The organism is Umezawaea endophytica (assembly GCF_025061645.1).
Lineage (GTDB): Bacteria > Actinomycetota > Actinomycetes > Mycobacteriales > Pseudonocardiaceae > Umezawaea > Umezawaea endophytica.
Genome location: NZ_JANYMP010000014.1, coordinates 65,545 through 88,808, shown reverse-complemented (window position 1 = coordinate 88,808; position 23,264 = coordinate 65,545). Strand labels below are relative to the sequence as shown.

Annotated in this window: 21 protein-coding genes; 19 read left to right on the top strand and 2 right to left on the bottom strand. The window is 72.1% G+C overall.

The genetic code is table 11. From position 1 onward, the window contains the following. Positions 1-26: 26 nt before the first annotated feature. The 12 genes from NZH93_RS27180 to NZH93_RS27125 all read left to right on the top strand — a co-directional run bounded on the left by NZH93_RS27180 (position 27) and on the right by NZH93_RS27125 (position 12,729). Positions 27-977, top strand: a complete 951-nt coding sequence (locus NZH93_RS27180; RefSeq protein WP_259626049.1) for a Bug family tripartite tricarboxylate transporter substrate binding protein — start codon at positions 27-29, stop codon at positions 975-977. Then, positions 974-1,510 carry a tripartite tricarboxylate transporter TctB family protein gene (locus NZH93_RS27175; RefSeq protein WP_259626048.1) on the top strand — a complete coding sequence of 179 codons (537 nt, stop codon included), beginning with the start codon at positions 974-976 and terminating at the stop codon, positions 1,508-1,510. The genes NZH93_RS27180 and NZH93_RS27175 overlap by 4 nt, the downstream gene beginning before the upstream one ends. Beyond that, positions 1,503-2,999: a tripartite tricarboxylate transporter permease gene (locus NZH93_RS27170; RefSeq protein WP_259626047.1), complete on the top strand. Its 1,497-nt coding sequence runs from the start codon at positions 1,503-1,505 to the stop codon at positions 2,997-2,999. Before NZH93_RS27175 ends, NZH93_RS27170 begins: the two co-directional genes overlap by 8 nt. 7 nt (positions 3,000-3,006) lie before the next feature. Beyond that, positions 3,007-4,767, top strand: a complete 1,761-nt coding sequence (locus NZH93_RS27165; protein WP_259626046.1) for an NACHT domain-containing protein — start codon at positions 3,007-3,009, stop codon at positions 4,765-4,767. A 102-nt stretch (positions 4,768-4,869) separates the two neighbouring features. After that, positions 4,870-6,384, top strand: a complete 1,515-nt coding sequence (locus NZH93_RS27160) for an amidohydrolase (RefSeq protein ID WP_259626197.1) — start codon at positions 4,870-4,872, stop codon at positions 6,382-6,384. 140 nt (positions 6,385-6,524) lie between these two features. Next, a complete protein-coding gene (locus NZH93_RS27155) occupies positions 6,525-7,964 on the top strand; it encodes a DUF4331 domain-containing protein (RefSeq protein WP_259626045.1) in 1,440 nt (479 codons plus the stop codon). A 57-nt stretch (positions 7,965-8,021) separates the two neighbouring features. Next, positions 8,022-9,314: a tetratricopeptide repeat protein gene (locus NZH93_RS27150; RefSeq protein ID WP_259626044.1), complete on the top strand. Its 1,293-nt coding sequence runs from the start codon at positions 8,022-8,024 to the stop codon at positions 9,312-9,314. Then, positions 9,311-10,711 carry a nickel/cobalt transporter gene (locus tag NZH93_RS27145; protein WP_259626043.1) on the top strand — a complete coding sequence of 467 codons (1,401 nt, stop codon included), beginning with the start codon at positions 9,311-9,313 and terminating at the stop codon, positions 10,709-10,711. Before NZH93_RS27150 ends, NZH93_RS27145 begins: the two co-directional genes overlap by 4 nt. Before the next feature lie 13 nt (positions 10,712-10,724). Beyond that, positions 10,725-11,048, top strand: coding sequence for a hypothetical protein (locus NZH93_RS27140; protein WP_259626042.1), 324 nt, complete (start codon positions 10,725-10,727; stop codon positions 11,046-11,048). A 16-nt stretch (positions 11,049-11,064) separates the two neighbouring features. Continuing rightward, the gene (locus tag NZH93_RS27135) at positions 11,065-11,439 is read left to right on the top strand and encodes a GntR family transcriptional regulator (protein ID WP_259626041.1); all 375 of its coding nucleotides are present in this window, start codon (positions 11,065-11,067) and stop codon (positions 11,437-11,439) included. After that, positions 11,436-11,903, top strand: a complete 468-nt coding sequence (locus NZH93_RS27130; protein ID WP_259626040.1) for a GNAT family N-acetyltransferase — start codon at positions 11,436-11,438, stop codon at positions 11,901-11,903. Before NZH93_RS27135 ends, NZH93_RS27130 begins: the two co-directional genes overlap by 4 nt. Positions 11,904-11,907: 4 nt before the next feature. After that, entirely contained in the window at positions 11,908-12,729 is an 822-nt protein-coding gene (locus NZH93_RS27125) for a hypothetical protein (RefSeq protein WP_259626039.1), read from the top strand. Here the strand turns inward: NZH93_RS27125 and NZH93_RS27120 are convergent. Then, positions 12,726-13,715, bottom strand: a complete 990-nt coding sequence (locus tag NZH93_RS27120) for a glycoside hydrolase family protein (RefSeq protein ID WP_259626038.1) — start codon at positions 13,713-13,715, stop codon at positions 12,726-12,728. The genes NZH93_RS27125 and NZH93_RS27120 overlap by 4 nt on opposite strands. A gap of 174 nt (positions 13,716-13,889) precedes the next feature. Here NZH93_RS27120 and NZH93_RS27115 point away from each other — a divergent pair, with 174 nt between their 5' ends. From NZH93_RS27115 to NZH93_RS27095, 5 genes are read left to right on the top strand one after another with little or no spacing between them, the layout of a single operon-like run. Then, positions 13,890-14,885, top strand: a complete 996-nt coding sequence (locus NZH93_RS27115; RefSeq protein WP_259626037.1) for a LacI family DNA-binding transcriptional regulator — start codon at positions 13,890-13,892, stop codon at positions 14,883-14,885. Further along, the gene (locus NZH93_RS27110) at positions 14,882-16,504 is read left to right on the top strand and encodes an FAD-dependent oxidoreductase (RefSeq protein WP_259626036.1); all 1,623 of its coding nucleotides are present in this window, start codon (positions 14,882-14,884) and stop codon (positions 16,502-16,504) included. Before NZH93_RS27115 ends, NZH93_RS27110 begins: the two co-directional genes overlap by 4 nt. 31 nt (positions 16,505-16,535) lie before the next feature. Then, positions 16,536-18,683 (top strand): hydantoinase/oxoprolinase family protein, encoded by a 2,148-nt coding sequence (locus NZH93_RS27105; RefSeq protein WP_259626035.1) that lies wholly within the window; start codon positions 16,536-16,538, stop codon positions 18,681-18,683. After that, positions 18,680-19,210 carry a hypothetical protein gene (locus NZH93_RS27100; RefSeq protein ID WP_259626034.1) on the top strand — a complete coding sequence of 177 codons (531 nt, stop codon included), beginning with the start codon at positions 18,680-18,682 and terminating at the stop codon, positions 19,208-19,210. Before NZH93_RS27105 ends, NZH93_RS27100 begins: the two co-directional genes overlap by 4 nt. Positions 19,211-19,213: 3 nt before the next feature. Further along, positions 19,214-20,497, top strand: coding sequence for a transporter (locus tag NZH93_RS27095; RefSeq protein ID WP_259626033.1), 1,284 nt, complete (start codon positions 19,214-19,216; stop codon positions 20,495-20,497). A gap of 4 nt (positions 20,498-20,501) precedes the next feature. Here the strand turns inward: NZH93_RS27095 and NZH93_RS27090 are convergent, their stop codons facing one another. Continuing rightward, positions 20,502-20,690: a PspC domain-containing protein gene (locus tag NZH93_RS27090; protein WP_259626032.1), complete on the bottom strand. Its 189-nt coding sequence runs from the start codon at positions 20,688-20,690 to the stop codon at positions 20,502-20,504. A gap of 133 nt (positions 20,691-20,823) precedes the next feature. On the opposite strand from NZH93_RS27090, the gene lnt reads away from it, so the two are divergent. Both lnt and NZH93_RS27080 read left to right on the top strand, forming a co-directional pair. Continuing rightward, positions 20,824-22,443, top strand: a complete 1,620-nt coding sequence (gene lnt, locus NZH93_RS27085) for an apolipoprotein N-acyltransferase (protein ID WP_259626031.1) — start codon at positions 20,824-20,826, stop codon at positions 22,441-22,443. Further along, the gene (locus tag NZH93_RS27080) at positions 22,418-23,209 is read left to right on the top strand and encodes a polyprenol monophosphomannose synthase (protein WP_259626030.1); all 792 of its coding nucleotides are present in this window, start codon (positions 22,418-22,420) and stop codon (positions 23,207-23,209) included. The genes lnt and NZH93_RS27080 overlap by 26 nt, the downstream gene beginning before the upstream one ends. Positions 23,210-23,264: the final 55 nt, after the last annotated feature.

The window sequence follows — 23,264 nt, the reverse complement described above, 5'->3', positions numbered from 1 at the left end:
GAATTCACACCCGTGGAGCGCGCACGGTGGCGGCCGCGACGATCGCGGTGAGTCTCGCGCTCGCGGGCTGTGGCGGCGCGAGCTCGTCGAGTTCGGTCGCGAAGCTGGAGATCATGGCCCCCGCCGACCCCGGCGGCGGCTGGGACCAGACCGCGCGGGCCATGCAGGCCAGCATCACCGGCGCTGACCTGGTCAAGTCGGTCCAGGTCAGCAACGTTGGCGGCGCGGGCGGCACGGTGGGCCTCCAGAAGCTGGCCAACGAGAAGTCCGAGGGCTACCTGATGATCACCGGTCTGGTGATGGTCGGCGCCGTCGAGACCAACGGTGTGGACAAGCGCCTGGAGGACGCGACCCCGATCGCCCGGCTCACCGCCGAGGACGAGGTCGTCGTCGTGCCCGCCGAGTCCAAGTACCAGACGATCGACGACCTGCTGGCGGACATCGCCGCGAACGGTCAGGGCGTCTCGATCGCGGGTGGTTCCGCGGGCGGCACCGACCACATCCTCGCGGCCATGATGCTCAAGGCCAAGGGCATCGAGCCCGCGAAGCTCAACTACGTCCCGTTCTCCGGCGGTGGCGAGTCGCTCGCCGCGCTGCTGGGCAACAAGGTCAACGCGGGCATCTCCGGCGTCGGCGAGTACGCCGAGCAGATCAAGGCCGGCAAGCTCCGCGCGCTGGCGACCTCCGGCCCGAACGAGCACCCCGACCTCAAGGCCAAGACCCTCAAGGGTCTGGGCATGCCCGTCGAGCTGATCAACTGGCGTGGCGTGGTGGCCCCCGGCGGCATCTCCGTCGCCGCGAAGGACAACCTCGTCAAGCTGGTCACCGAGATGCACGCCAGCGAGCAGTGGAAGGCGGAGCTGACCAAGAAGGGCTGGACCGACACCTTCCTGACCGGCCACGACTTCTCGAAGTTCCTCACCACCGAGATCAACACCATCCAGACGACGCTCAAGGAAATCGGGCTGGTGAAGTGACCGCTGTCGACTCTCCGACACCGGGCGCGGACCCGGTGCGCGGTCGGCAGATCGAGGAGTACGTCTTCGGTGGGCTGATCGTCGCCCTGGGGATCTTCACGCTGGTCGAGGCGGGCACCATCCGGGTGCCCTCCTCGGCCAGCTCGGTCGGGCCCCGCGCGTTCCCCTACGCCGTCGGCTTCCTGCTCGTCGTGACCGGACTGGCCGCCATCGTGGCCACCGTGCGCGGCAAGCTCGGCGAGCTGGAGGACGCGGAGGACGTGGACGCGAACGCGCGGACCGACTGGATGACCGTGGTGAAGCTCCTGGCCTTCCTGGTCGCGCACCTCGTGCTCATCGACCTGGTCGGCTGGCCGGTCGCGGCGGCGCTGCTGTTCGCGGGCGCCGCCTGGACGCTGGGCGCCCGACCGTGGTGGAAGGTGCTGCTGATCGCGGTGGTGCTCGCCGTGGTCATCCAGATCGTCTTCGCGTCCGGACTGGGGCTCTCCCTGCCCGCCGGGATCTTTGAGGGAGTGCCACTCCTCGATGGATAACATCACGCTGCTGCTCGAAGGTTTCGCGACCGCGATGCAGCCGGAGTACCTGCTGTACGCGCTGCTCGGCGTCACGCTGGGCACCGCCGTCGGCGTGCTGCCGGGCATCGGCCCGGCGATGACGGTCGCGCTGCTGCTGCCGTTGACGTACACGCTCGAACCCACCGCGGCGATCATCATCTTCGCGGGCATCTACTACGGCGGCATGTACGGCGGGTCGACCACGTCGATCCTGCTGAACACACCGGGCGAGTCGTCCTCGATCGTGACGGCGCTCGAAGGCAACAAGATGGCGAAAGCCGGGCGCGGCGCGGCCGCGCTGGCCACGGCCGCCATCGGTTCCTTCGTCGCGGGCACGATCGCCACGGTGCTGCTGACCGTGCTCGCGCCGACCATCGCGGACCTCGCGGTGACCCTCGGGCCACCCGACTACTTCGCGCTCATGGTCGTCGCGTTCATCACGGTCGCCGCGCTGCTGGGCACGTCGGTCAGCCGCGGCCTCGCGTCGCTGGCGCTGGGCCTGTTCCTCGGACTGGTCGGCACGGACACGCTCACCGGCCAGCCGAGGCTGACCCTCGGCCTCGGCACGCTGTCCGACGGCATCGACGTGGTGATCGTCGCGGTCGGCGTGTTCGCCGTCGGCGAGGCGCTGTACGTGGCGTCGCGCCTGCGGCACGGGCCGGTCGAGGTCGTTCCCCTCGGCGGCAAGTGGATGACCAAGGAGTTCTGGTCCCGCTCGTGGAAGCCGTGGCTGCGCGGCACCGCCATCGGGTTCCCGATCGGCACCATCCCGGCCGGTGGCGCGGACGTCTCGACGTTCCTGTCCTACGCGGCCGAGAAGAAGCTCGCGAAGCGCCCCGAGGAGTTCGGCAAGGGCGCCATCGAGGGTGTCGCGGGACCGGAGGCGGCCAACAACGCGGCCGCGGCCGGTGTCCTGGTGCCGCTGCTGACGCTGGGTCTGCCGACCACGGCGACCGCGGCGGTCATCGTGGCGGCGTTCCAGAGCTACGGCATCCAGCCGGGGCCGCTGCTGTTCACGAACAACTCGGCCCTGGTGTGGGCGCTGATCGCGAGCCTCTACATCGGCAACGTGATGCTACTGGTGCTCAACCTCCCCCTGATCAAGATCTGGGTGAAGGTCCTCCAGATCCCGCGGCCGTACCTGTACGCGGGCATCCTGCTGTTCGCCGCGCTGGGCACCTACGCGGTGAACTTCGTGGTGGAAGACCTGATCGTGCTGCTGATCATCGGCGTGATCGGGTTCTTCATGCGGCGGCACGGCTACCCGATCGCCCCCGCCGTCGTCGGCCTGATCCTCGGGCCGATGGCGGAGGAGCAGCTCCGCCGGACCCTGACGATCAGCCAGGGTGACCCCGTGGCGCTCGTCGACAGCACGTTCGCGATGGTGGCCTACAGCATCCTCGCGATCATCCTGCTCTCGGCGGCGTTCCTGCGGTTCCGGCGTAGCCGGGTGAAGGTTTCGGCATGATGAGCTGATGCGATTACCGCGCTGGACCTGGCCGGTGGTGACCCTCGTGGTCGCCACCGGCCTTTTCCTGTTCCTGTTCCGCGACGGGTGGGAGTTGGCGGACCAGAAGTCCAGCGTGCTCGGCATGGCGTTCGGCGGCGCGGGTCTGCTGCTGGCGCTGTCGCAGTGGTGGCGCGGGCGTTCCGCGCCGCCCGCGCTCGACCTGGCGGAGGCCGTGCGCGCCCAGTGGCGGCGCGAGGAACGGATCCGCGGCGTCCACGACCCGTACCCGCTGCCGGTGCGGTGGGCCAACGCGCCCGCCGACCTCGTGGACCACTGGCCCACGATCCACCGCGACCCGGACCGCGACGAGCCGATCGACCTCGCGGGCACCCTCGACCACGTCGCCGAGGTGTACGCGGCCGTGCCGTCCGGGCGGCTGGTGGTGCTCGGCAGGGCCGGGTCCGGCAAGACGGTGTTCACCACGCGGTTCGTGCTGGGAGTGGAGGGCGAGCGCGTCCCGGTGATCTTCCCGCTGGCGTCGTGGCACCCGACCACGGACCTGCTGACGTGGATGACCGACCGGTTGGTGCGCGAGCACGGCCCGGAGGCCGGGGGACTGGTCGAGGGCGGGCGGATCCTGCCGGTGCTCGACGGGTTCGACGAGATCGCCCCCGACCTGCGCGACCTGGCGATCCGCGAGATCAACGCCTCACTCGGCGACGGCGACCCGCTGGTGCTGACCAGCCGCGTGGACGAGTACGCCGCCGCGGCCGACGTGGTCACCGGCGCGGCGGCCGTCGTGCTGGCCGACCTGGACGCCGCCGACGTGGAGAAGTACCTGAGGCTTTCCACCCGCGGCGACAAGTGGGCGCCGGTGCTCGACCGCCTGCACCCGGTGCTGGGCACACCGCTCATGCTCACCCTGGCCCGCACCGTCTACGACACCGCCGACCCGGCCGAACTGCTGGAGGTGCCGGACCCCGAGGACCACCTGCTGGGCCGGTACGTCCCCGCGCTCTACGGCGAGCGCGAACGCCGGTACTTCAGGGTCCTGGCCGAGGTCCTCGTCCGGCGCGACACCCACGACCTGGCCTGGTGGCGGCTGCCCAGCGCGGTCAAGGCCTACGAGCCGCTGTACGTCGTCGCGGCCTGCGTGCCGGTGCTGGTCGGCGCGTTGATCAGCGGATCGGTGATGGTGGGGGCGCTGCTGGTCGTGCTGCTCATCCCGTGGACCACCGGCGTGGCCACCGACCAGCCGCCGCTGCGGCTGCGGCCCGTGAGCTGGACCGGGTTCCCGGTGGCCGCGGCGGTCGGACTGCTCGGCGGCGCGGGCACGGGCCTGCTGCTGGACCTCTCCCCGCCGCAGACGGCACTCCTCGCCCTCGCGTGCGCCGTGCTGGCGGTCGCCACCGCCATCGGCGCGAACCCGGTCGAGCGGCTGGTCAGCGACCCCGACCGGCTGCTGCGGATCGACCGGACCACCTCCGTGGTCAACGTGGTCAAGATGGCGGTCCCGATCGGCATCGTGGTGGCCCTGTTCGGCGGCGGCGGACCGCGCGCCGTCGCCGTGTCGGTGGCCATCGGCTTCGCCCAGACCATCGCCTACCAGGCCTGGGGGCGGTTCGGCCTGGCCCGCGCCTACTTCGCCGCGACGGGAAAGCTGCCGTGGCGGCTGATGGCGTTCCTGCGCGAAGCCCACCGCAGGGGAGTGCTCAGGCAGGCCGGTCCGGTCTACCAGTTCCGCCACGCCCGCCTCCGCGACCGACTTGCGCGGGAGGCAGACTGAGCGGTCGTGACGACAAATTCTTCCGGCGCCTCAGCGGGGAAAACCAGCACCACGACCCTTCTCGTGGGCGGGCGCATCTACTCGTCCCAGGCGGCGACCGCGATGGCCATCACCGACGGCACGATCGTGTTCGTCGGCCAGGACTCCGTCGGGCTCGCGCTGCACCCCGACGCCGAGGTCGTCCAGCTCGACGGGGCGTTCGTCGCCCCCGCGTTCGTCGACGCCCACGTGCACGCCACCTCGGCAGGCCTACTGCTGATCGGCCTGGACCTGACCGCCTGCGCGTCGCTGGCCGAGTGCCTGGACGCGGTTCGGAAAGCCGACGGGCCGCTGATCTGGGGCCACGGCTGGGACGAGACGAAGTGGCCGGAGGGCCGTCCGCCGACCCGCGCCGAGCTGGACGACGCCGCCGGGGGAGCGCAGGTCTACCTGTCGCGGATCGACGTGCACTCGGCGCTGGCGTCGACGGCGCTGGTCGACGCCGCGCCCGGCGCCCGTGAGGCCGACGGGTGGTCCGAGGACGGACCGCTGTCGCGGGCCGCGCACCACCGCATCCGGGCCGTCGCGAAGGACTCGATCCCGGTCGAGCAGCGCCGGGCGGCGCAGCGGGCGTTCCTCGCGCACGCCGCGAGCAAGGGCGTGGCGGCCGTGCACGAGTGCGCGGGACCGGACATCTCCAGCGTCGACGACCTGACCGAGCTGCTGATGATGGTCGACGGACCGCAGGTCGTCGGGTACTGGGGCGACACCGACCCGATCGACCTGCCCGTCGCCGGGTACGCGGGCGACCTGTTCGTCGACGGCGCCATCGGCTCGCGGACCGCCGCGCTGCACCAGCCCTACGCCGACGCGCCGGACACCTCCGGCGCGCTGTACCAGGACGTGGAAGCCATCGCCGCGCACCTCGTGCGGTGCACCGAGGCGAAGGTCCAGGCTGGGTTCCACGTCATCGGCGACGCGGCGATGACCGCGATCGTGCGCGGCTTCGAACTGGCGGCCGAGCAGGTCGGCGCGCCCGCGCTGGCGGCCCGTCGGCACCGGCTCGAACACGTGGAGATGATCACCCCCGACCAGGCGAAGGTGCTCGGCGCGTTCGGGGTCGTGGCGTCCGTCCAACCGCTGTTCGACGCCGAGTGGGGCGGGCCGGACGGCATGTACGCGCAGCGCCTCGGCGTGGAGCGCGGCACGGCGCTCAACCCGTTCGCCCAGCTCGCGTCCGCGGGGATGCTGCTGGCGCTCGGCTCGGACACCCCCGTGACCCCGGTCGACCCGTGGGCGGCCGTGTGCGCGGCCGTGCACCACCGCACGCCTGGCGCCGGGCTGTCGCCGCGCGCGGCGTTCACCGCGCACACCAGGGGCGGCTGGCGGGCGGCGGGCGTGGACGACGGCGTCACCGGCACCCTCCAGCCGGGCGCGCCCGCGACCTACGCGGTGTGGGACGCGGCCGAACTGGTCGTCGCCGGATCGGACTCGCGGGTCCAGCGGTGGTCCCTCGACCCGCGTTCCGGGGTGCCCGGCCTGCCGCCGTTGGAACCGGGGGTGCCGCTGCCGACGTGCCTCCGCACCGTCCTCGACGGACGGGTCATCTACGACGCCGCGGACCGCGCCCAGGCGTGAAACACGTCCGAACGGTCCTAAACCCTGGGCCGTTCGGACCAATATCACCTGTGTAATGGTCCAGCGTTGAACGCCGCTGCTGATTCCTGCGAATCCCTCCCTGAAGCCCGCGTGCGTGGGCTAGCGGGAAAGGAGCGGGCATGGCAGAAGCACCACCACTGACACGGCGGCGACGCACGAGGGGCGTGCTGGCGGCCGCCGGGGCGACGTTGATGATCGCCGCTGTCGACGTCCTGGTGCCGGGTTCCTCGGTGGCGTCCAGCCACCGCGAGGCGCCGTTGATCTCCGCCGACCCGACGGTCGACAACACCGACCTGTACGCGTTCGTGGCAGGCGACCAGCCGGACTTCGTGACGATCATCGCGAACTACTACGGCTTCCAGGAACCCAACGGCGGCCCCAACTTCTACCCCTGGGCGACCGACGCGCACTACGACGTCAACATCGACAACGACGGTGACGCCGTACCGGACCTGACCTACCGCCTGACCTTCAAGACCGAGGACAAGCGCGGTGCGGACACGTTCCTCTACAACAACGGCGTCGTGTCCTCTTTGGACGACGAGAACCTGTTGTTCCGCCAGACGTACACGCTGGAGCAGATCGACGACGGTGGCGGCAGGAAGGTCCTGATCAGCAACGGCGCCGTCGCGCCGTCGATCGTCGGACCGGCGTCCATGCCGTACTTCCAGCCGCTGCGCGACCAGGCGATCACCAAGCTCCAGGGCGGCGGCCAGGTCTACGCGGGACCCGCGGACGACCCGTTCTTCGCGGACCTGCGGGTGTTCGACCTGCTCTACGGCGCGAACCTGTCCGAGGTCGGCCAGGACACGCTCAAGGGCTACAACGTCAACACCATCGCGTTGCAGATCCCGAAGCACATGCTGGCGCTGAAGGGTGACGCGAAGCGCAACCCGGTCATCGGCATCTGGGCCGACACCGAACGCCAGACCCTGCGCCTGTCGCCGGGCGCGGCCAAGGCCGAGGGCCCGTTCGTGCAGGTGTCCAGGCTGGGCAACCCGCTCGTCAACGAGGTCGTCTCCTCGGCGGGCATTAAGGACGCGTTCAACGGCCTGGAGCCGGTCAACGACGCCAAGGTGCAGGCCCTGCTGGACCGGGTAAACCAACCCGAGCTGCCCAAGCTGATCGAGCAGATCTACGGCATCAAGGCGCCCGCCGAGCCGCGCGCCGACCTGGCGGAGATCTTCCTGACCGGCATCACCACCAAGGCGGGCGGGCCGATCAAGGTCGACCTCAACTCGCAGCTCAACAACGCCGACGTGGACCCGAAGAGGTTCGCGCCGTCGGAGCAGTTGCGGCTCAACATGTCCATCGCGCCGAACCCGCAGCCCAACCGGCTCGGAGTGCTGGCCGGTGACACGCAGGGCTTCCCCAACGGGCGTCGGCTGTTCGACGACGTGGTGGACATCGAGATCCAGGCGCTCGAGGGCGCGGCGGCCAGCGGCAAGCTGGTCAAGGCGCTCGCCGCCGGGGACAAGGTGCACCACAACGACGTCGAGTTCGCCCCGAACTTCCCGTACGTCGGACTACCGCGCAACAAGGCCGTCAACACGCCCTGACCACCGTGAGCCGGACGCGGCCGCCCGCGTCCGGCTCGGAGTGACCGAGGAAGAGCCATGAAGCGCCAGTACCTGATGTGGTCCGCCGCGGCCGTCGCCGTCGCGGTGGTGGCCGTGTCGTACGCGGCCCGCACGGACGGCACCGCCGACCCCGCCCCGGCGGTGAGCCGCGCGAACGCCCTCCAGACCCGGACGGTCGCGTTGCAGGAGAAGCTCCACGCCCGACCGGGGGACGCGGGCACGTGGGCCGAGCTCGGCGCCACCTACACCGAACTGGCCCGTGCGGGCGCCGACCCCTCCTACTACGTGAAAGCCCAAGGCGCGCTGGAGGAATCGCTGAAGATCAAGCCGTCGGACAACGGCGAGGCCATGCTCGGGCAGGGCGCGCTCGCCAACGCCCGCCACGACTTCGCCGCCGCTCGGGACTGGGGCCTCAAGGCGCAGGCGGTCCGCCCGGACTCCGCCGAGGTGCAGGGCGTCCTGGTCGACGCCTACACCGAACTCGGCGACGACGCGGCCGCCACCGCCTCCCTCCAGCGGATGCTGGACCTGCGGCCGGGTGTCGCCTCCTTCACCCGCGCCTCCTACCACTTCGAGACCCACGGCCGCATCGACGAGGCCAAGGACGCCCTCGACCGCGCGCTCGCCGCGGCGTCCACTTCGGACGAACGCGTGTTCTGCCACTACTACCTCGGCGAGCTGGCGTTCAACCGCGGCGACCTGGACGAGGCCGCCCGCCAGTACGACCAGGGGCTCGCGCTCAACCCGCAGGACGTGACCTCCTTGCAGGGCAAGGCGAAGGTCGCCGGGGCCCGCGGGAAGTTCGACGAGGCCCTCAGCGGTTACCAGCAGGTCGTCAACCGGGTCCCGGTGCCGCACTACCTGCTGGAGTACGCCGAACTGCTGGACCAGGCCGGGCGCAAGCCGGAGGCCGCCGCCCAGTACACCGTGCTGGCCGAGCAGAAGAAGCTCCTCGCCGCGCAGGGCGCGAACGACGACCTGACCCTCACGACCGTCGCCGCCGACCACGGCGACCCCGTCGAGGCACTGGCGCTGGCCGAAGCCGAGTGGGGTCGCAGGCAGAGCGTGCTCGCCGCCGACGCGATGGCGTGGGCGCTGCACGTGAACGGCCGCGACGCCGAGGCGCTGGAGTTCTCCGACAAGGCCGCAGTGCTGGGCTGGCGCAACGCCACCTTCTCGTTCCACCGCGGCATGATCCTCGCCGCGCTCGGCCGCGGTCCCGAGGCCCACGCCTCGCTGACCGAGGCCCTGACGATGAACCCGTACTTCTCCCCGCTGCACGCGCCGATCGCGCGCACCAAGCTCGCCGAACTGGAGAGCGCCCGATGAAGCGCGCCGCGGTGATCGTCGTCCTGTGCGGACTGGCGCTGTTCCTGGGGTCCGGCGTGTCCGCGGCGCACCCGCTGGGCAACTTCAGCGTCAACCACTCCGACGTGCTCCAGTTCCACCCGGACCGGCTCGACGTGCGGTCCGTCGTGGACAGCGCGGAGATCCCGACGCTCCAGGAGGCCAAGCCGGTCGACGCCGCGCGCAAGTGCGCCGACGTCCAGGCCGCGCTCGACGCCCGCGCCGACGGCGACCGACTGGCGTTCAGCACGAAGTCCGCCACCGTCACCCACCCGCCGGGCCAGGCGGACCTGGCGACCACGCGGCTGGTGTGCGAGTTCACCGCGCCGTTGCGGGTCGACGGCAAGGTGTCGGTGACCTTCGGCGACACCTACCTCGCCGACCGGATGGGGTGGCGGGAGATCACCGCCACCGGCACCGGGGTCGCGCTGTCCGGCGGCGTGCCGACCAGCAGCGCCACCGACGAGCTGCGCGCGTACCCCGAGGACCTCCTGTCGACGCCGATGGACGTCCGCGCGGTCACCGTCGAGGCCCAGCCGGGGGAGGGGACCGCCGCCACCGCGGGCACCACGCCCGTGCGGACCGGCATCGGGTTCATCGACGCCACCACGGCGGCGTTCAACGGCCTGATCGGCTCCCGCGACCTGACCCCGGTGGTCGGGATCCTCGCGGTGCTGCTCGCGCTGGTGCTGGGCGCCTCGCACGCGGCCCTGCCCGGCCACGGCAAGACCCTGATGGCCGCCTACCTGGCCGGACGGCGGGGCACCAGCCGCGACGCCGTGCTGGTGGGCGCCACCGTGACGTTCACCCACACCGCGGGCGTGCTGGTGCTGGGCCTGCTGCTCAGCGTGTCCAGCGCGCTGGCGGGCGACGTGGTGCTGCGCTGGCTGGGCATGGCCAGCGGCCTGCTCGTGGCCGTCATCGGCGGGGTCCTGCTGACCTCGGCGCTGCGCCGCCGCCGAGCGGGCGCCACCTCCGACACCGGGCACGGTCATGGACACGGCCATGGGCATGGCCACGGTCACGGCCATGGGCACGGTCACGGGCATTCGCACGGCCCCCGCTACGGCCGGGCCAGCCTGATCGGCATGGGGGTCGCGGGCGGGCTCGTGCCCAGCCCGTCGGCGCTCATCGTCCTGCTCGGCGCGGTCGCGCTCGGCCGCACCTGGTTCGGCGTCGTCCTGGTCTTCGCCTACGGCGCCGGGATGGCCGCCATGCTCACCCTCGCCGGACTCCTGTTGATCAAGGTCCGCGACCGCCTGGAGAACCTCGCGGTCACCGCACGACTCCGCAGATTGTCCGAGTTCACGCCGTTCAGCACCGCAGCCCTGGTGCTCGTCGTAGGACTCGGTCTCACCACCCGCGCACTGATCGGTTAGGAGAACTACCACCGTGAAACTGTTCTTGGTCGCCACGGCCCTCTTCGTGCTCGCCGGATGCACCTCGGGCGCGACCGCCGCCGGCGTCAAGTTCGACGACGAGGGCTTGGCGGACGTCGCGTGCATGAAGCACCAGCCCGCCCCTCCGGCCGCGGACTACACGGACGAGGACGGTGGCCCGACCGACGAGGTCCTGCCGGTGCTGCGCTACTACACGGCCCACGGCAAGAAGGCCTTCTGCGACGGCACGGGCCCCAACGAGGCCGACAAGGCGTGGGCCGCGGTGTACGTCGACCTCGGCGCCGACAAGGCCAACGTGGCGAAGCTGTTGGGCTAGCTGCCAGGATCACCCCGTGATCAGCATCGACCCGGAGTCCCAGGTCCCCCCGTACGAGCAGGTGAGGGCGGGGTTCGCCCTGCGCATCGCGAACCGCGAGCTGGCCGTGGGGGCCCGGCTCCCCACGGTCCGCGCGCTCGCGGCCGACCTGGGGCTCGCGGTCAACACGGTCGCCCGCGCCTACCGCGAACTGGAGGAGGCGGGCCTGATCGAGACGCGGGGCCGCGCGGGCACGGTGGTCAGCGCGGCGGGTGAGCGGAGCCGTGAACGCGTGCTCCGGTCCGCCCGTTCCTACGCCGCGACGGCGCACGAGGTGGGACTCTCGGCCGAGGAAGCGGGCGAGATCGTCCGCGCGGCACTGGCCGACCAGTACCACGGGGGGACCACGTGACCGTTCGCACCGCAGGACCGGCAGACCTGAACGCCTTCGTCGCCTCGGCCGCCGCCCTGTTCGCCGAGGACGGCGGAACCAGGGACCCGCACATGGACCAGTCGTGGCCCGCGCGGCACGGCCACGAGTACTACGGCGCGGCCATCGCCGACCCGGACGTGCTGTGCCTGGTGGCCGTGGACGGCGACGAGGTCGTCGGCCACCTGCTGGGCAGGCTGAAGGGCCCGAACCCCGTCCGCCCCTCGGTGGTCGGCGCGGAGCTCGAGAGCGTGCGGGTCGCGGACGACCATCGCGGGTCCGGCGTCGGGGGCGAGCTGAACGCTGCGTTCGTGGCGTGGGCGGGCGAGCGCGGCGTCACGGAGGTGACCGTGCACGCGTTCGCGTCGAACACGGCGGCGATCCGGTTCTACGAGTCGCACGGCTACGTGCCGGGGTCGTTGCAGCTCCGCCTGCCGGTCGGGTGAGCGGGTGCACGTCAGCGCCGCCACGTCCCCCGGCACGCCGTCCCGGCCGAACGAGGACTGGCTGAGCGCGGGCTCGGACCTGGTCGTGGTGCTGGACGGCGCCACCGTCCGCACGGGCACGGGGTGTCGGCACGGCGTCGTCTGGTACGTCCGGAACCTGGGGGCGAGGCTGGTGGCGGGAGCCGTCGACGTGGCGAGCCCGCTGCCGGAGGTCCTGGCCGAGGCGATCAGGGGAGTGGCGGCCCTGCACCCGGAGTGCGACCTCGACCACCCCGGAACGCCGTCCGCCGCCGTCGGGGTCGTCCGGGTGGAGGGCGACCGGCTCGCGTACGCGGTGCTCGGTGACGTGTCGCTGGTGCTGGAGATAGGCGGCGTGACCACCGTCGTCTCCGACGACCGGGTCGGCAGGACCGCCCCCGAGGAGCGGTTGCTGGCCGACGCTCACCTGATCGGGGCCGACGGCAAGGACGAGGCGTTGGTGCGGATGAAGCACGCGGAACTCGCGGCGCGCAACCGGCCCGGCGGGTACTGGATCGCGGCGGCGGACGCGGACGCGGCGCGGCACGCGGTCGTCGGCTGGGCGCCCTTCTCGCGGTCTGCCCTGCTGTCGGACGGCGCGGCCCGAGCAGTGGACCCGTTCGGCGTCCTCGGCTGGGAGGACGTGCTGGACACCGCGCCGGACGACCTGATCAGGCTGGTCCGGGAGGTCGAGGCGGCCGATCCGCTGGGGGAGGCGTTCCGGCGCAACAAGGCCTCCGACGACGCCACGGTGGTCCGCGTGAGCGGTGTGGCCGGTCCGGCGGAACCGACCACACCCGGCGGCTAGACGGCGCGCGCGATGGCGATCGAGCCCTCCAGGCGGGCGCCCGCCTCGTAGAACATGTACTCCACGCCGTTCTCCGTCCCGAACGACGGCGCGGCCGACCTGCCGCGGTCCGGCGCGCCGGTGAGCGGCTGGTGGAAGACCCCGTGGTGCACCTTGCGGGTGAAGTCGTTCCCGACCTCGGTCAGGTGCATGGTGCCGAGGTTGGTGTGGAACACGACGTAGGTCGTCCCGTTGCGGTACGCGAGCGTGGGGGCGGCGGCGTCGGTCGCGCCCACCTCGGACGCCCTGATCAGCGGCGTTTGGGAGAACGTCCAGGTGCGGCCGTCCGCGGACCAGCCCCAGCCGATGTTCCGCTTGTTCGCGGTGGTGTTGATCATGAACACCATCACGTAGTTCGCGCCGCGTGAGGCGATCTTGTGCTCGAACACCCTGGCGTAGGACGTCTCGGTCGTCCCGGACGGCAGCATCGAGGCCGACAGCACGACCTTGTCGTAGGTGAAGTTGACGCCGTCCTTGGACCGCGCCAGCCGGGTCGTGGTGTTCTCGCCGTGGAAGTACAGCCACATCTCCTTGGCGGCCGTGTTCCACAGGACGTGCGCCGACGACACGTGCGACACCGAGTAGTGCGGAGCCCAGTCCCGCTTCACGATCGGGTTGTTCGGGTACTCGGTGAACGGCCCTTCCAGCGAGTCGCCGTAGGCGAGGCAGATGCCGCCGGGCGCGTCGTGGGGCGCGTAGTACAGGTAGAAGCGGCCCAGCGCGTTCGCCACGCGGCCGACCGTGCCGCGGATGGTGGGGAAGATCAGCTCGTTGGTGGGGTTGTACTTCAACTTGCTCTTGTCGAACGCGGTGCGCACGTACCGGTAGGTCGGGAACCCGGCGGGTCCGGCCGACGCGATCCCCGGCGCCAGCGACGTCACCGCCAGTCCGAGGCCGAGGCCCGCTCCGGCCCGGAACAGGGTCCTGCGGTTGAGCTCTCCGGTCATCGTGGTTCTCCCTCTCGCCGTTGGGGGTTGGCCGAGTGTTGAGTCCCGCCGGGCGGACCGTCAAGGTGCTAATACGTATTAGTGCTGGGGAAATGCAAAATCGGCCAAACCCTTGACACGGACCCGGAACCGCACCACTCTCCTCGCTAATCCGCATTAGCACCGGGAGGGCCCATGAAACGCCGCGCACCACGGCAGGCGGACATCGCCGCGTTGGCGGGTGTCTCGCAGGCGACCGTCTCGGTCGTGCTCGGCGGCAACCAGAGCGGCGTCCGGATGTCCGAGGACACCCGGCTGCGGGTCCTCGCCGCCGCCGAGCGGCTCGGCTACGTCCCCGACCCGGTCGCCACGCGGCTCGCGTCCAAGCGGAACCACATGCTCGGCCTCTACACGTTCAAGGCGACCTTCCCGACCGACGTCGCCGACTCGTACTACCCGATCCTGGTCGGCGTCGAGGAGCAGGCCGCCGCGCTGGGGCAGGACCTGATCCTGTTCACCGGCGCCGACGGTCGCGGCGAGCGCACCCACGACGAGGCCGCGATCCGGCGCACCCGCATCGCCGACGGCTGCCTGTTCTTCGGCCGCCACGTCCCGGTCGACTCGATCGAGAAGCTCGTCGAGAGCGAGTTCCCGCTGGTCTACATAGGCCGCCGCGACGAGCTGGACGGCCGGATCCCGTTCGTGGGCGCGGACTACGTTGCCGCCTCCGCCGCCGTGGTCGAGCTGCTCGTCGACCGCGGCCACCGGGTGATCAGGTACGTCCGGGAGGACGACGACGCCCCCTCGTCCACGGACCGCGAACGCGGTGTGGTCGAGGCGGCGGCCGCGGCGGGGGTCGACTGCGAGGTCGTCCGCACCGCCGTCGACCGCGGTGTCGTCGAGCGGTGGTCGCGGGACGGCGTCACGGCGGTCGTGGTCGAGGAGACCGACACCGACGCCGCGTACCTCGCCGTGCGGGCCGCCGTCGACGGCACCGACCTGTCCTACGCCGTGCTCGGCAGGCCGCCGGAGGGCGGCACCGAGGTCACCGGCTTCGAGGTGCCGCGCCGCGAGATGGGCCGCCGCGCCGTCGAACTGCTGGTGGAACTGATCACCGGCGACCCCGAGAACCAGCACCAGCTCCTGGCCTGCGAACCCGTGCCCGGCACCACCGTGAAGGACGTGCGATGACCGAACTGGACACCGAGATCCTCGTCGTCGGAGGAGGGCTCGGCGGTGTCGCCGCCGCTCTCGCCGCCGCGAGCGCGGGGCACCGCGTCGTGCTCACCGAGGAGACGGACTGGGTCGGTGGGCAGCTCACGGCGCAGGGCGTGCCGCCGGACGAGAACCCGTGGATCGAGCGGTTCGGCGCCACGGCGTCCTACCGGCGGGTCCGCGAGGGCATCCGCGACTACTACCGCAGGCACTACCCGCTGCGCGCCGAGGCGATGCGGCTGGCCGAGCTGAACCCCGGCGCGGGCCGCGTGTCGAAGCTCTGCCACGAGCCGCGCGTGGCGCTCGCCGTGCTGGAGGCCGCGTTGGCGCCGCACCGCAGCGCGGGCCGGATCACCGTGCTCCTGCGACACCGCCCGACCGGCGCGCACACCACCGGTGACGCGGTCGACGCCGTCGACCTGGTGGACGACGACGGCAACACGACCACCGTGCGCGCGGACTACGTGCTCGACGCGACGGAGAACGGCGACCTGCTGCCGATGGCCGGGGTCGAGCACGTCGTGGGCGCGGAGTCGCGCGCCGAGCACGACGAGCCGCACGCCCCGGACACCGCCGACCCGCTGAACCTCCAGGGCATCACCTACTGCTTCGCCCTCTCGCACCACGCGGGCGAGGACCACACGATCGACAAGCCCCGGATGTACGACTTCTGGCGCTCCTACCGGCCCGAGTTCTGGCCCGGTCCGCTGCTCGGCTTCACCGCTCCCGACCCGCGCACGCTGGAACCGGTCGCCAGGACGTTCGAGCCGAACCCGGACGCCGACCCGCTGGCCGTCACCGCCGACCAGAGCGCCGACGCGGGCGACAAGGAGCTGTGGGCGTTCCGCCGCATCCTGGCGCGCGGCGTGCACCAGCCCGGCGCGTTCGACTCCGACATCACGCTCGTCAACTGGCCGCTGAACGACTACTGGCTGTCCCCGGCGCTGGAGGTCGAGGGCCGCGTCGACGCCGCCGCGGTCGCCAAGGCCCACGACGAGGCCAAGCAGCTCTCGCTGTCGGTCCTGCACTGGCTCCAGACCGAGGCCCCGCGCGTCGACGGCGGCACCGGCTTCCCCGGCCTGCGCCTGCGGCACGACGTGATGGGCACGACCGACGGCCTGGCCAAGTCGGCGTACGTCCGCGAGTCCCGCCGCATCAGGGCGGTCACCACGATCACCGAGCACGACGTGTCCCTCGACCTGCTCGGACCCGGCAAGCGCACCAGGTACGCGGACTCCGTCGGCGTCGGCAGCTATCGGATCGACCTGCACCCCTCCACCGCGGGCGACGGCTACGTCGACATCGCCAGCGTCCCCTTCGAGATCCCGCTCGGCGCGCTCCTGCCGCAGCGGGTCGACAACCTGCTCCCCGCGGGCAAGAACATCGGCACCACCCACATCACCAACGGCTGCTACCGCCTCCACCCGGTCGAGTGGAACGTCGGCGAGGTCGCGGGCCACCTCGCGGGCTTCGCCCTGCGCCGCGGCAGGACCCCCCGCCAGATCCGCTCCGACCCCAAGCTGCACGACGAGTTCGCCCAGCTCCTCGACCAGGCGGGCGTCGAACGCCACTGGCCCGACGTGCGCGGCTACTGATCCCCAGTACTTTCCCCCGGAGGTGTTTGCAGTGACGCCACACCCCGTCCGGATCGGCATCGACGTCGGTGGCACGTTCACCGACGCCGTGGCCGTCGACGCGACGACGTTCGCCCTGCTCGGCCAGGTCAAGGTCCCCACCAGCCACGACCACCCCGACGGGGTCGCGCACGGCATCCTGGCCGCGCTGCGCGAGCTCCAGGACCAGACCGGGATCGACGCCTCGTCGGTGTCCTTCCTGGCGCACGGCACGACCCAGGCCACCAACGCCCTGCTGGAGGGCGACGTCGCGACCGTCGGCGTCGTCGGTGTCGGCCGCGGCTTCGAGTCGTGGGCCACCGGCAGGCTGAGGTCCCTGGCGAAGCTCCAGCTCACGCCCGGCAGGGGGCTGCCGATCCGGTACGCCGGGGTGCGCGACGCCGAGGACGTGGTCGAGGTCAAGGCGGCCGTGGCGAAGGTCGTGGAGGACGGCGCCGAGGTCGTCGTGGCGGTGCAGCCGTTCAGCGTCGACGACCCGCTGGGGGAGCGGGCGGTCGTCGCGCAGGCCCGGTCGCAGGGGCTCCTCGCGACGGCGACGCACGAGATCACCGGGCTGTACGGGCTGGCGAAGCGGGCCCGGACGGCGGTGCTCAACGCCGGGATCATGCCGCGCATGGTGGAGACCGCCGACCTGGTCGAGCGCAGCGTCGAGGCGGCGGGCATCACCGCGCCGCTGATGGTGATGCGCGGCGACGGCGGCGTGATGTCGCTGCCGGAGATGCGGAAGCGACCGCTGCTCACGGCGCTGAGCGGCCCGGCGGCGGGGGTGGCCGGGGCGCTGATGGGGGAGCGGCTCAGCGAGGGCGTGTTCCTGGAGACCGGGGGCACGTCCACCGACATCAGCGTCGTGCGGCGGGGTCGGGTGCAGGTGCGGCACGCCCGCCTCGGTGGTCGGGAGACGTACCTGCCCGCGCTCGACGTCCGCACGGTCGGCGTCGGCGGCGGGTCGCTGGTGCGGCTCGACGGCACGACGATCAGGGCGGTCGGACCGCGCAGCGCCCACATCGCCGGACTCGCCTACGCCTGCTTCGCCCCCGCCAAAGCACTGGTCGACGCGAAGCTCGTGACCGTCGCGCCGAAGCAGGGAGACCCGGCGGACTACGTGGCGCTGGAGACCCCCGACGGCACCCGGTACGCGCTCACCCTCACCTGCGCGGCCAACGCGCTGGGCGTCGTCCCCGAGGACAGCTACGCGCACTGCGACCCCGAAGCGGCGCGCCGAGCCCTGGAGCCGCTGGCGAAGGTGCTCGGACTGTCCACTGAGGACGCCGCGAAAGCCGTTGTGCGCCAGGCGGTCAAGCCGGTGAAGGCCGTCGTGGACGACCTGGTCGACGGCTACGGGCTCGACCGGGACGCGCTGAGCCTCGTCGGCGGGGGAGGAGGGGCCGCGGCGGTCACGCCGTTCCTGGGCGCCGAGTCCGGGCTGGACTGGCGGATCGCCGCGCACAGCGAGGTCATCAGCCCGCTGGGCGCCGCGCTGGCGCTGGTCCGCGAATCGGTCGAGAAGATCGTGCCCAACCCGTCGCACACCGACGTGCTGGCCGTGCGCGCCCAGGCCGAGCAGGCGGTCATCGCCCAGGGCGCCGACCCGGCGGGGGTGGAGGTCGACGTGACGGTCGACCCGCAGCGCAACCTGATCCTGGCCGTCGCCACCGGCGCGACCGAGCTGCGCACCAAGGACCGCGCCGCCGTGGCCGACGACGACGAGGTGCTGGCGGACGTGGCCCGCACCCTGGGCGTGCCCGGCAGCGAGGTCAGCGAACTCGCCCGCACCGGCCACCACCGGGCGCTGGGCGCGCGGAGCAGGCCGAAGGGGTTCCTCGGCAGGTTCCGGCCGGTCGCCCAGCACGTGCGGGTGGTCGACGTCGACGGCGTGGTCCGGCTGCACAGCGCGAACGCGCACGTCGAGCGCACCAGCGTCGGCGAGGCGTCCGGGACGCTCACCAGGCTGGTCGACGAGCACACCCGCGTCGGCGACGGCGGCAGCCGCGCGCCCGCCGTGTGGCTGCTGGTCGGCCCGAAGATCGCCGACCTGTCCGGGGTGCTCGACCGCGACCAGCTCGTGGCCCTGATCGGCGCGGAGCTGAAGTCCCGCACGCCGGACGAGCCGCTCGTCGCGATCCTGGAGGACCGTGGATGAGGACCGACGAGGACCTGGCCGTGGCGCTGCTGAGGGCCACGGCCACCCACGAGAACCGCACCGAGGAGCAGCTCCGCTCCTGGGCCGCCACCGCGCTGGCGTTCGGCGACGAGCTACCCCTGGAAGACCCGGACGTGCGCGTGGTGGAGGAGGCGAACGGCGTCGCGCGGGACGTGGTGACCCTCGCCGAGTACGACGCCCGCACGCACACGGTGACCGTCCACACCGACAGCCTCGCGCTGCTCGCGGACGTGGCCGCCCGCAAGGGGTGGACCGACGTCACGCCGGACGCCCTGCGCCGGGCCGCCGTCGCGCACGAGGTCGTGCACCACCGGCTGCACGGGGGACTGGCGCGCGACCTGCGCCACCGCCTGGACCACGTGGTCTGCCGCGTCGGCCCGCTCCGGGTCCGCGGCCACGTCGTGGGTGCCGACGAGGTCGTCGCCCACCGCTACGCCCACCGCGCCAGCGGCCTGCGGCGCAGCCCCCTGCACCTGTCCGCCGCACTAGCCGAACTCGGAGGTTGACCCGTGGGATACGCAATCCTGGCCGTGATGGCCGTCGGGGTCGTCCTGATGCTCACCCGCGTGCTGCCCACCGCGTTCGCGCTCGGCCTGATGGCGGTCGTGATCGCCCTGCTCGCGGGCGCCACCGTGCTCGGCGACAAGAACAGCGTGGGCACGACCGTCCTCCAGACCGGCTCGACCCTGCTGGCCGCGACGATGATCGCCGTCCTGCTCGGCTCGTGGCTGGGCACGCTGATGGAGGACACCGGCATCGCGTCCACGCTCGTGCGCAAGATCGTCGAGTTCGGCGGGGAGCGGCAGGTCGTGGTCGCGCTCGGCGTCTACGCCGTGGCGGTGCTGTGCGGCAGCATCACCGGCTCCGCGCCCGCCGCCATGCTCGCGGGCGTCGTCGGCATCCCGGCCATGATCGCCGTCGGCGTCCGGCCCGTGGTGGCGGGCGGCACGGTGCTCATGGGCATCGCCACCGGCCTCCCGCTGGACCTGATCGGCTGGCAGTTCCTGTCCGACGCGATCAAGATCCCCATCGACCAGGTCCGCTCGTTCCAGCTCACGCTGTTCCCGATCGTGCTGGCGGGCAGCCTGCTCTACATCCTGGTCGAGACCCGCCGCCGCGGCGCCCGGCACGCCTGGGCGGTCCGGCTCGACGCCAAGCCCGCGTCCACCAGGGTCCGGCGCGGCGACGCCCCCTGGTACGCGCTGGTCTCACCGGCCGTGCCCATCGTGCTGGCGCTCGGCTTCCACGTGCCGATCGTGCCGTCCCTGCTCGCGGGCGTGGTCTACGCGCTGCTGACCACCACCCGCCCCGGCAAGCTGGGCGAACGCGCCCTGCGCTCGCTCTACCGGGCGTTCGACGTCGCCGCGCCGCCGATCGTGCTGTTCGTGGCCATCGGCATGCTGCTCTCGGCCGTTCGACTGCCAGGAGCGGTCAGCGCGCTGACCCCGATCGTCTCGGCGCTGAGCCCGTCCGGGACCGTGCTGTTCGTGCTGGTGTTCGCCGCGCTGGTCCCCCTGTGCCTCTACCGGGGGCCGTTCAACGTCTACGGCCTCGGCGCGGGCGTCGCGGGCGTCCTCGTGTCGGGCGGGGTCTACCCGTCCACGGCCGTGCTCGGCCTGATGGCCTCCTACGGCCAGGTGCTCGGCGTCTCGGACCCGACGAGCACCCAGACCGTGTGGAGCGCGCAGTACGCGGGTGTGCGGCCGGAGAAGGTGATGGCCTCGACCCTGCCCTACACGTGGCTCATCGCGATCGGCGGACTGGTGCTGACCGCGGCGCTCCACCTGACCTAGCGGATCAGTAACCGGCCTTCGGCATCATGAACCACAGGACGAGGTAGACCACGAACTGCGGACCGGGGAGCAGGCAGGAGAGGACGAAGATCAGCCGCACGGTGTTCGGCTTCATGCCGAACCGATCGGCGAGACCGGCGCACACACCGGCGATGACCTTCTTGTGCTGGGGCCTCGTCAACGTTGATGTCATGCCTCCACAGTGCCCGCGCTCCGGGGCGCCGTGCATCGGTGACAACCCTGAATTCCCACTTCGGGGTATCACCCCGCAGGGGGTCACGGCCCGGCCTCACCGGGCCGTGACCTCGGGCTCGTACGCTCACCCGGTGGTCGCAACTCCCGTGGCGTCGGACACGCCCGTCGCCGAAACCCCGCCCAGCCGCCCTCCGCGAGACGTCCGTGGACTCCTGCTGAGGGCACTCCTGTCCGCGAGCGGGGGTGTGCTGGTCTACCTGAGCTTCCCGCCCCGCACGGTCTGGTGGCTGGCCCCCGTCGGCTTCGCCCTGCTCGCCTGGACCCTGCACGGCCGTCGCGCACGGGCGGGCTTCGGGTACGGCGTGCTGTTCGGCCTCGGGTTCCTCGTCCCCCTGCTGGCCTGGACCGGCGAGTTCGTCGGACCGGTCGCGTGGCTGCCACTGAGCCTCGCCTGCGCCGCCCTGATCGGCCTGGGCACCGCGGCCATGGCGGTGGTGTCGAAACTCCCGCTCGCGCCGCTCTGGGCCGCGCTGCTGTGGGTGGCCGACGAGCTGCTGCGCGGCGTGTTCCCGTTCGGCGGCTTCCCGTGGGGCAAGATCGCGTTCGGCCAGCCGGAGGGCTGGTACCTGCCGCTCGCCGCGCTCGGCGGCGCCCCGCTGATCGGGTTCGCCGTCGCGCTGACCGGCTTCGGGCTGGCCGCGGTCGTGCGGAACCTCCGCGCCCGGCCGCTGGTCCCGGCGCTGCTGGTCGTCGTCCCGCTCGCCGCGGGCCTGGCCGCCAACGGCCTCGTCGGCACCGACGCGAGCGAGGGCACGGCCGTCGTGGCCGCCATCCAGGGCAACGTGCCCAGGGCGGGCCTCGACTTCAACTCCCAGCGCCGCGCCGTGCTCGACAACCACGTCAAGCGCACCCTGGAACTGGCCCAGGACGTCCGGGACGGCAAGCAGCCCCAGCCGGACCTGGTCATCTGGCCGGAGAACTCCTCCGACATCGACCCGTTCCGCAACGCCGACGCCGCCCTGCGCATCCAGCAGGCCGCCGAGGGCATCAAAGCCCCGATCGCGGTCGGCGCGGTCGTGCTCGGCGACGACGGCCTGCCGCGCAACACCGTCGTCCTCTGGGACCCGGAGCGCGGCCCGATCGACACCTACACCAAGCGCAAGCTCCAGCCGTTCGGCGAGACGATGCCCTACCGGTCGTTCTTCCGGATCTTCAGCAAGCTGGTCGACCGGGCGAACAACTTCCAGCCGGGGACCGACCCCGACGGGTTCGTCATGGGACCGGCGAAGGTGTCCCTGGACACGTGCTACGAGGTCGCGTTCGACGAGATCGTCCGGGAGAACGTGAAGACCGGCGCGAACCTGATCGCCATCCCGACGAACAACGCCACGTTCGGGTACACCGAGATGACCTACCAGCAGCTTTCCATGTCCCGGGTGCGGGCCGTGGAGCACGGCCGGGCGGTCGTCGTGGCCGCCACCAGCGGCGTCAGCGCCATGGTCGCGCCCGACGGGCACGTCACCCAGAAGACCGGGATGTTCACCCCCGCGGCACTGGTCGAGCGGGTGCCGCTGCGCGGGCAGACTACGCTGGCGACTCGGCTTGGTGCTTGGCCCGAGTGGGTGATGTCCGCTCTCGGCCTCCTGGCCGTTGCGTTCAGCCTTACCCAGAAACGACGAGAAGCGCGTCCGGAGCCCGAGGTGGGCCCCGGCGAGGAGGACACGGATGGCGGACCAGCAGGCGCAGCCTGACCGCGAGCTCGGGCCGGTGCTGGTGGTGATCCCGACCTACAACGAGCGGGACAACATCGGGACGATCGTCAAGCGGCTGCACGCCGCGCTGCCCGAGGTGCACGCCCTCGTGGTCGACGACGGCAGCCCCGACGGGACAGGACAGGTCGCCGACGAGATGGCGGCCGCGGACGAGCGCGTCCACGTGCTGCACCGCACGGAGAAGGCGGGCCTCGGCGCGGCGTACGTCGCGGGCTTCGGCTGGGGGCTGGAGCGCGGGTACGAGTTCCTCGTCGAGATGGACGCGGACGGCTCCCACGCGCCGGAGGACCTGCCCAGGATGCTCGACGCCGCCGCGGGCGCGGACCTGGTGATCGGCTCGCGCTACGTGACCGGCGGCAGCGTCGTGAACTGGCCGAAGTCGCGGGAGGTGTTCTCGCGCGGCGCCAACCTGTACTCGCGGATCGCGCTCGGTGCGCCGATCAAGGACATCACGGCCGGGTTCCGGGTGTACCGGGCCGAGGTGCTGCGGAAGCTGAAGCTGCACAACGTGGCGTCCTCGGGCTACTGCTTCCAGATCGACCTGTCGTGGCGCACCCACGAGTTGGGCTTCCGGATCGTCGAGGTCCCGATCACCTTCACCGACCGGATCATCGGCGAGTCGAAGATGAGCGGCAACGTCGTCCGCGAGGCGCTCATCCGGGTAACGAAGTGGGGCCTGCGCCGCCGCGGCACGCAGCTCAAGAACGTCTTCGCCCCGAAGGCCAAGACGCCCAGCGGCAGCTAGAGCGCCCGAGAACCCCGCCGGGTCCCTTCCAGGCCTGGCGGGGCTCAGCGGGCGT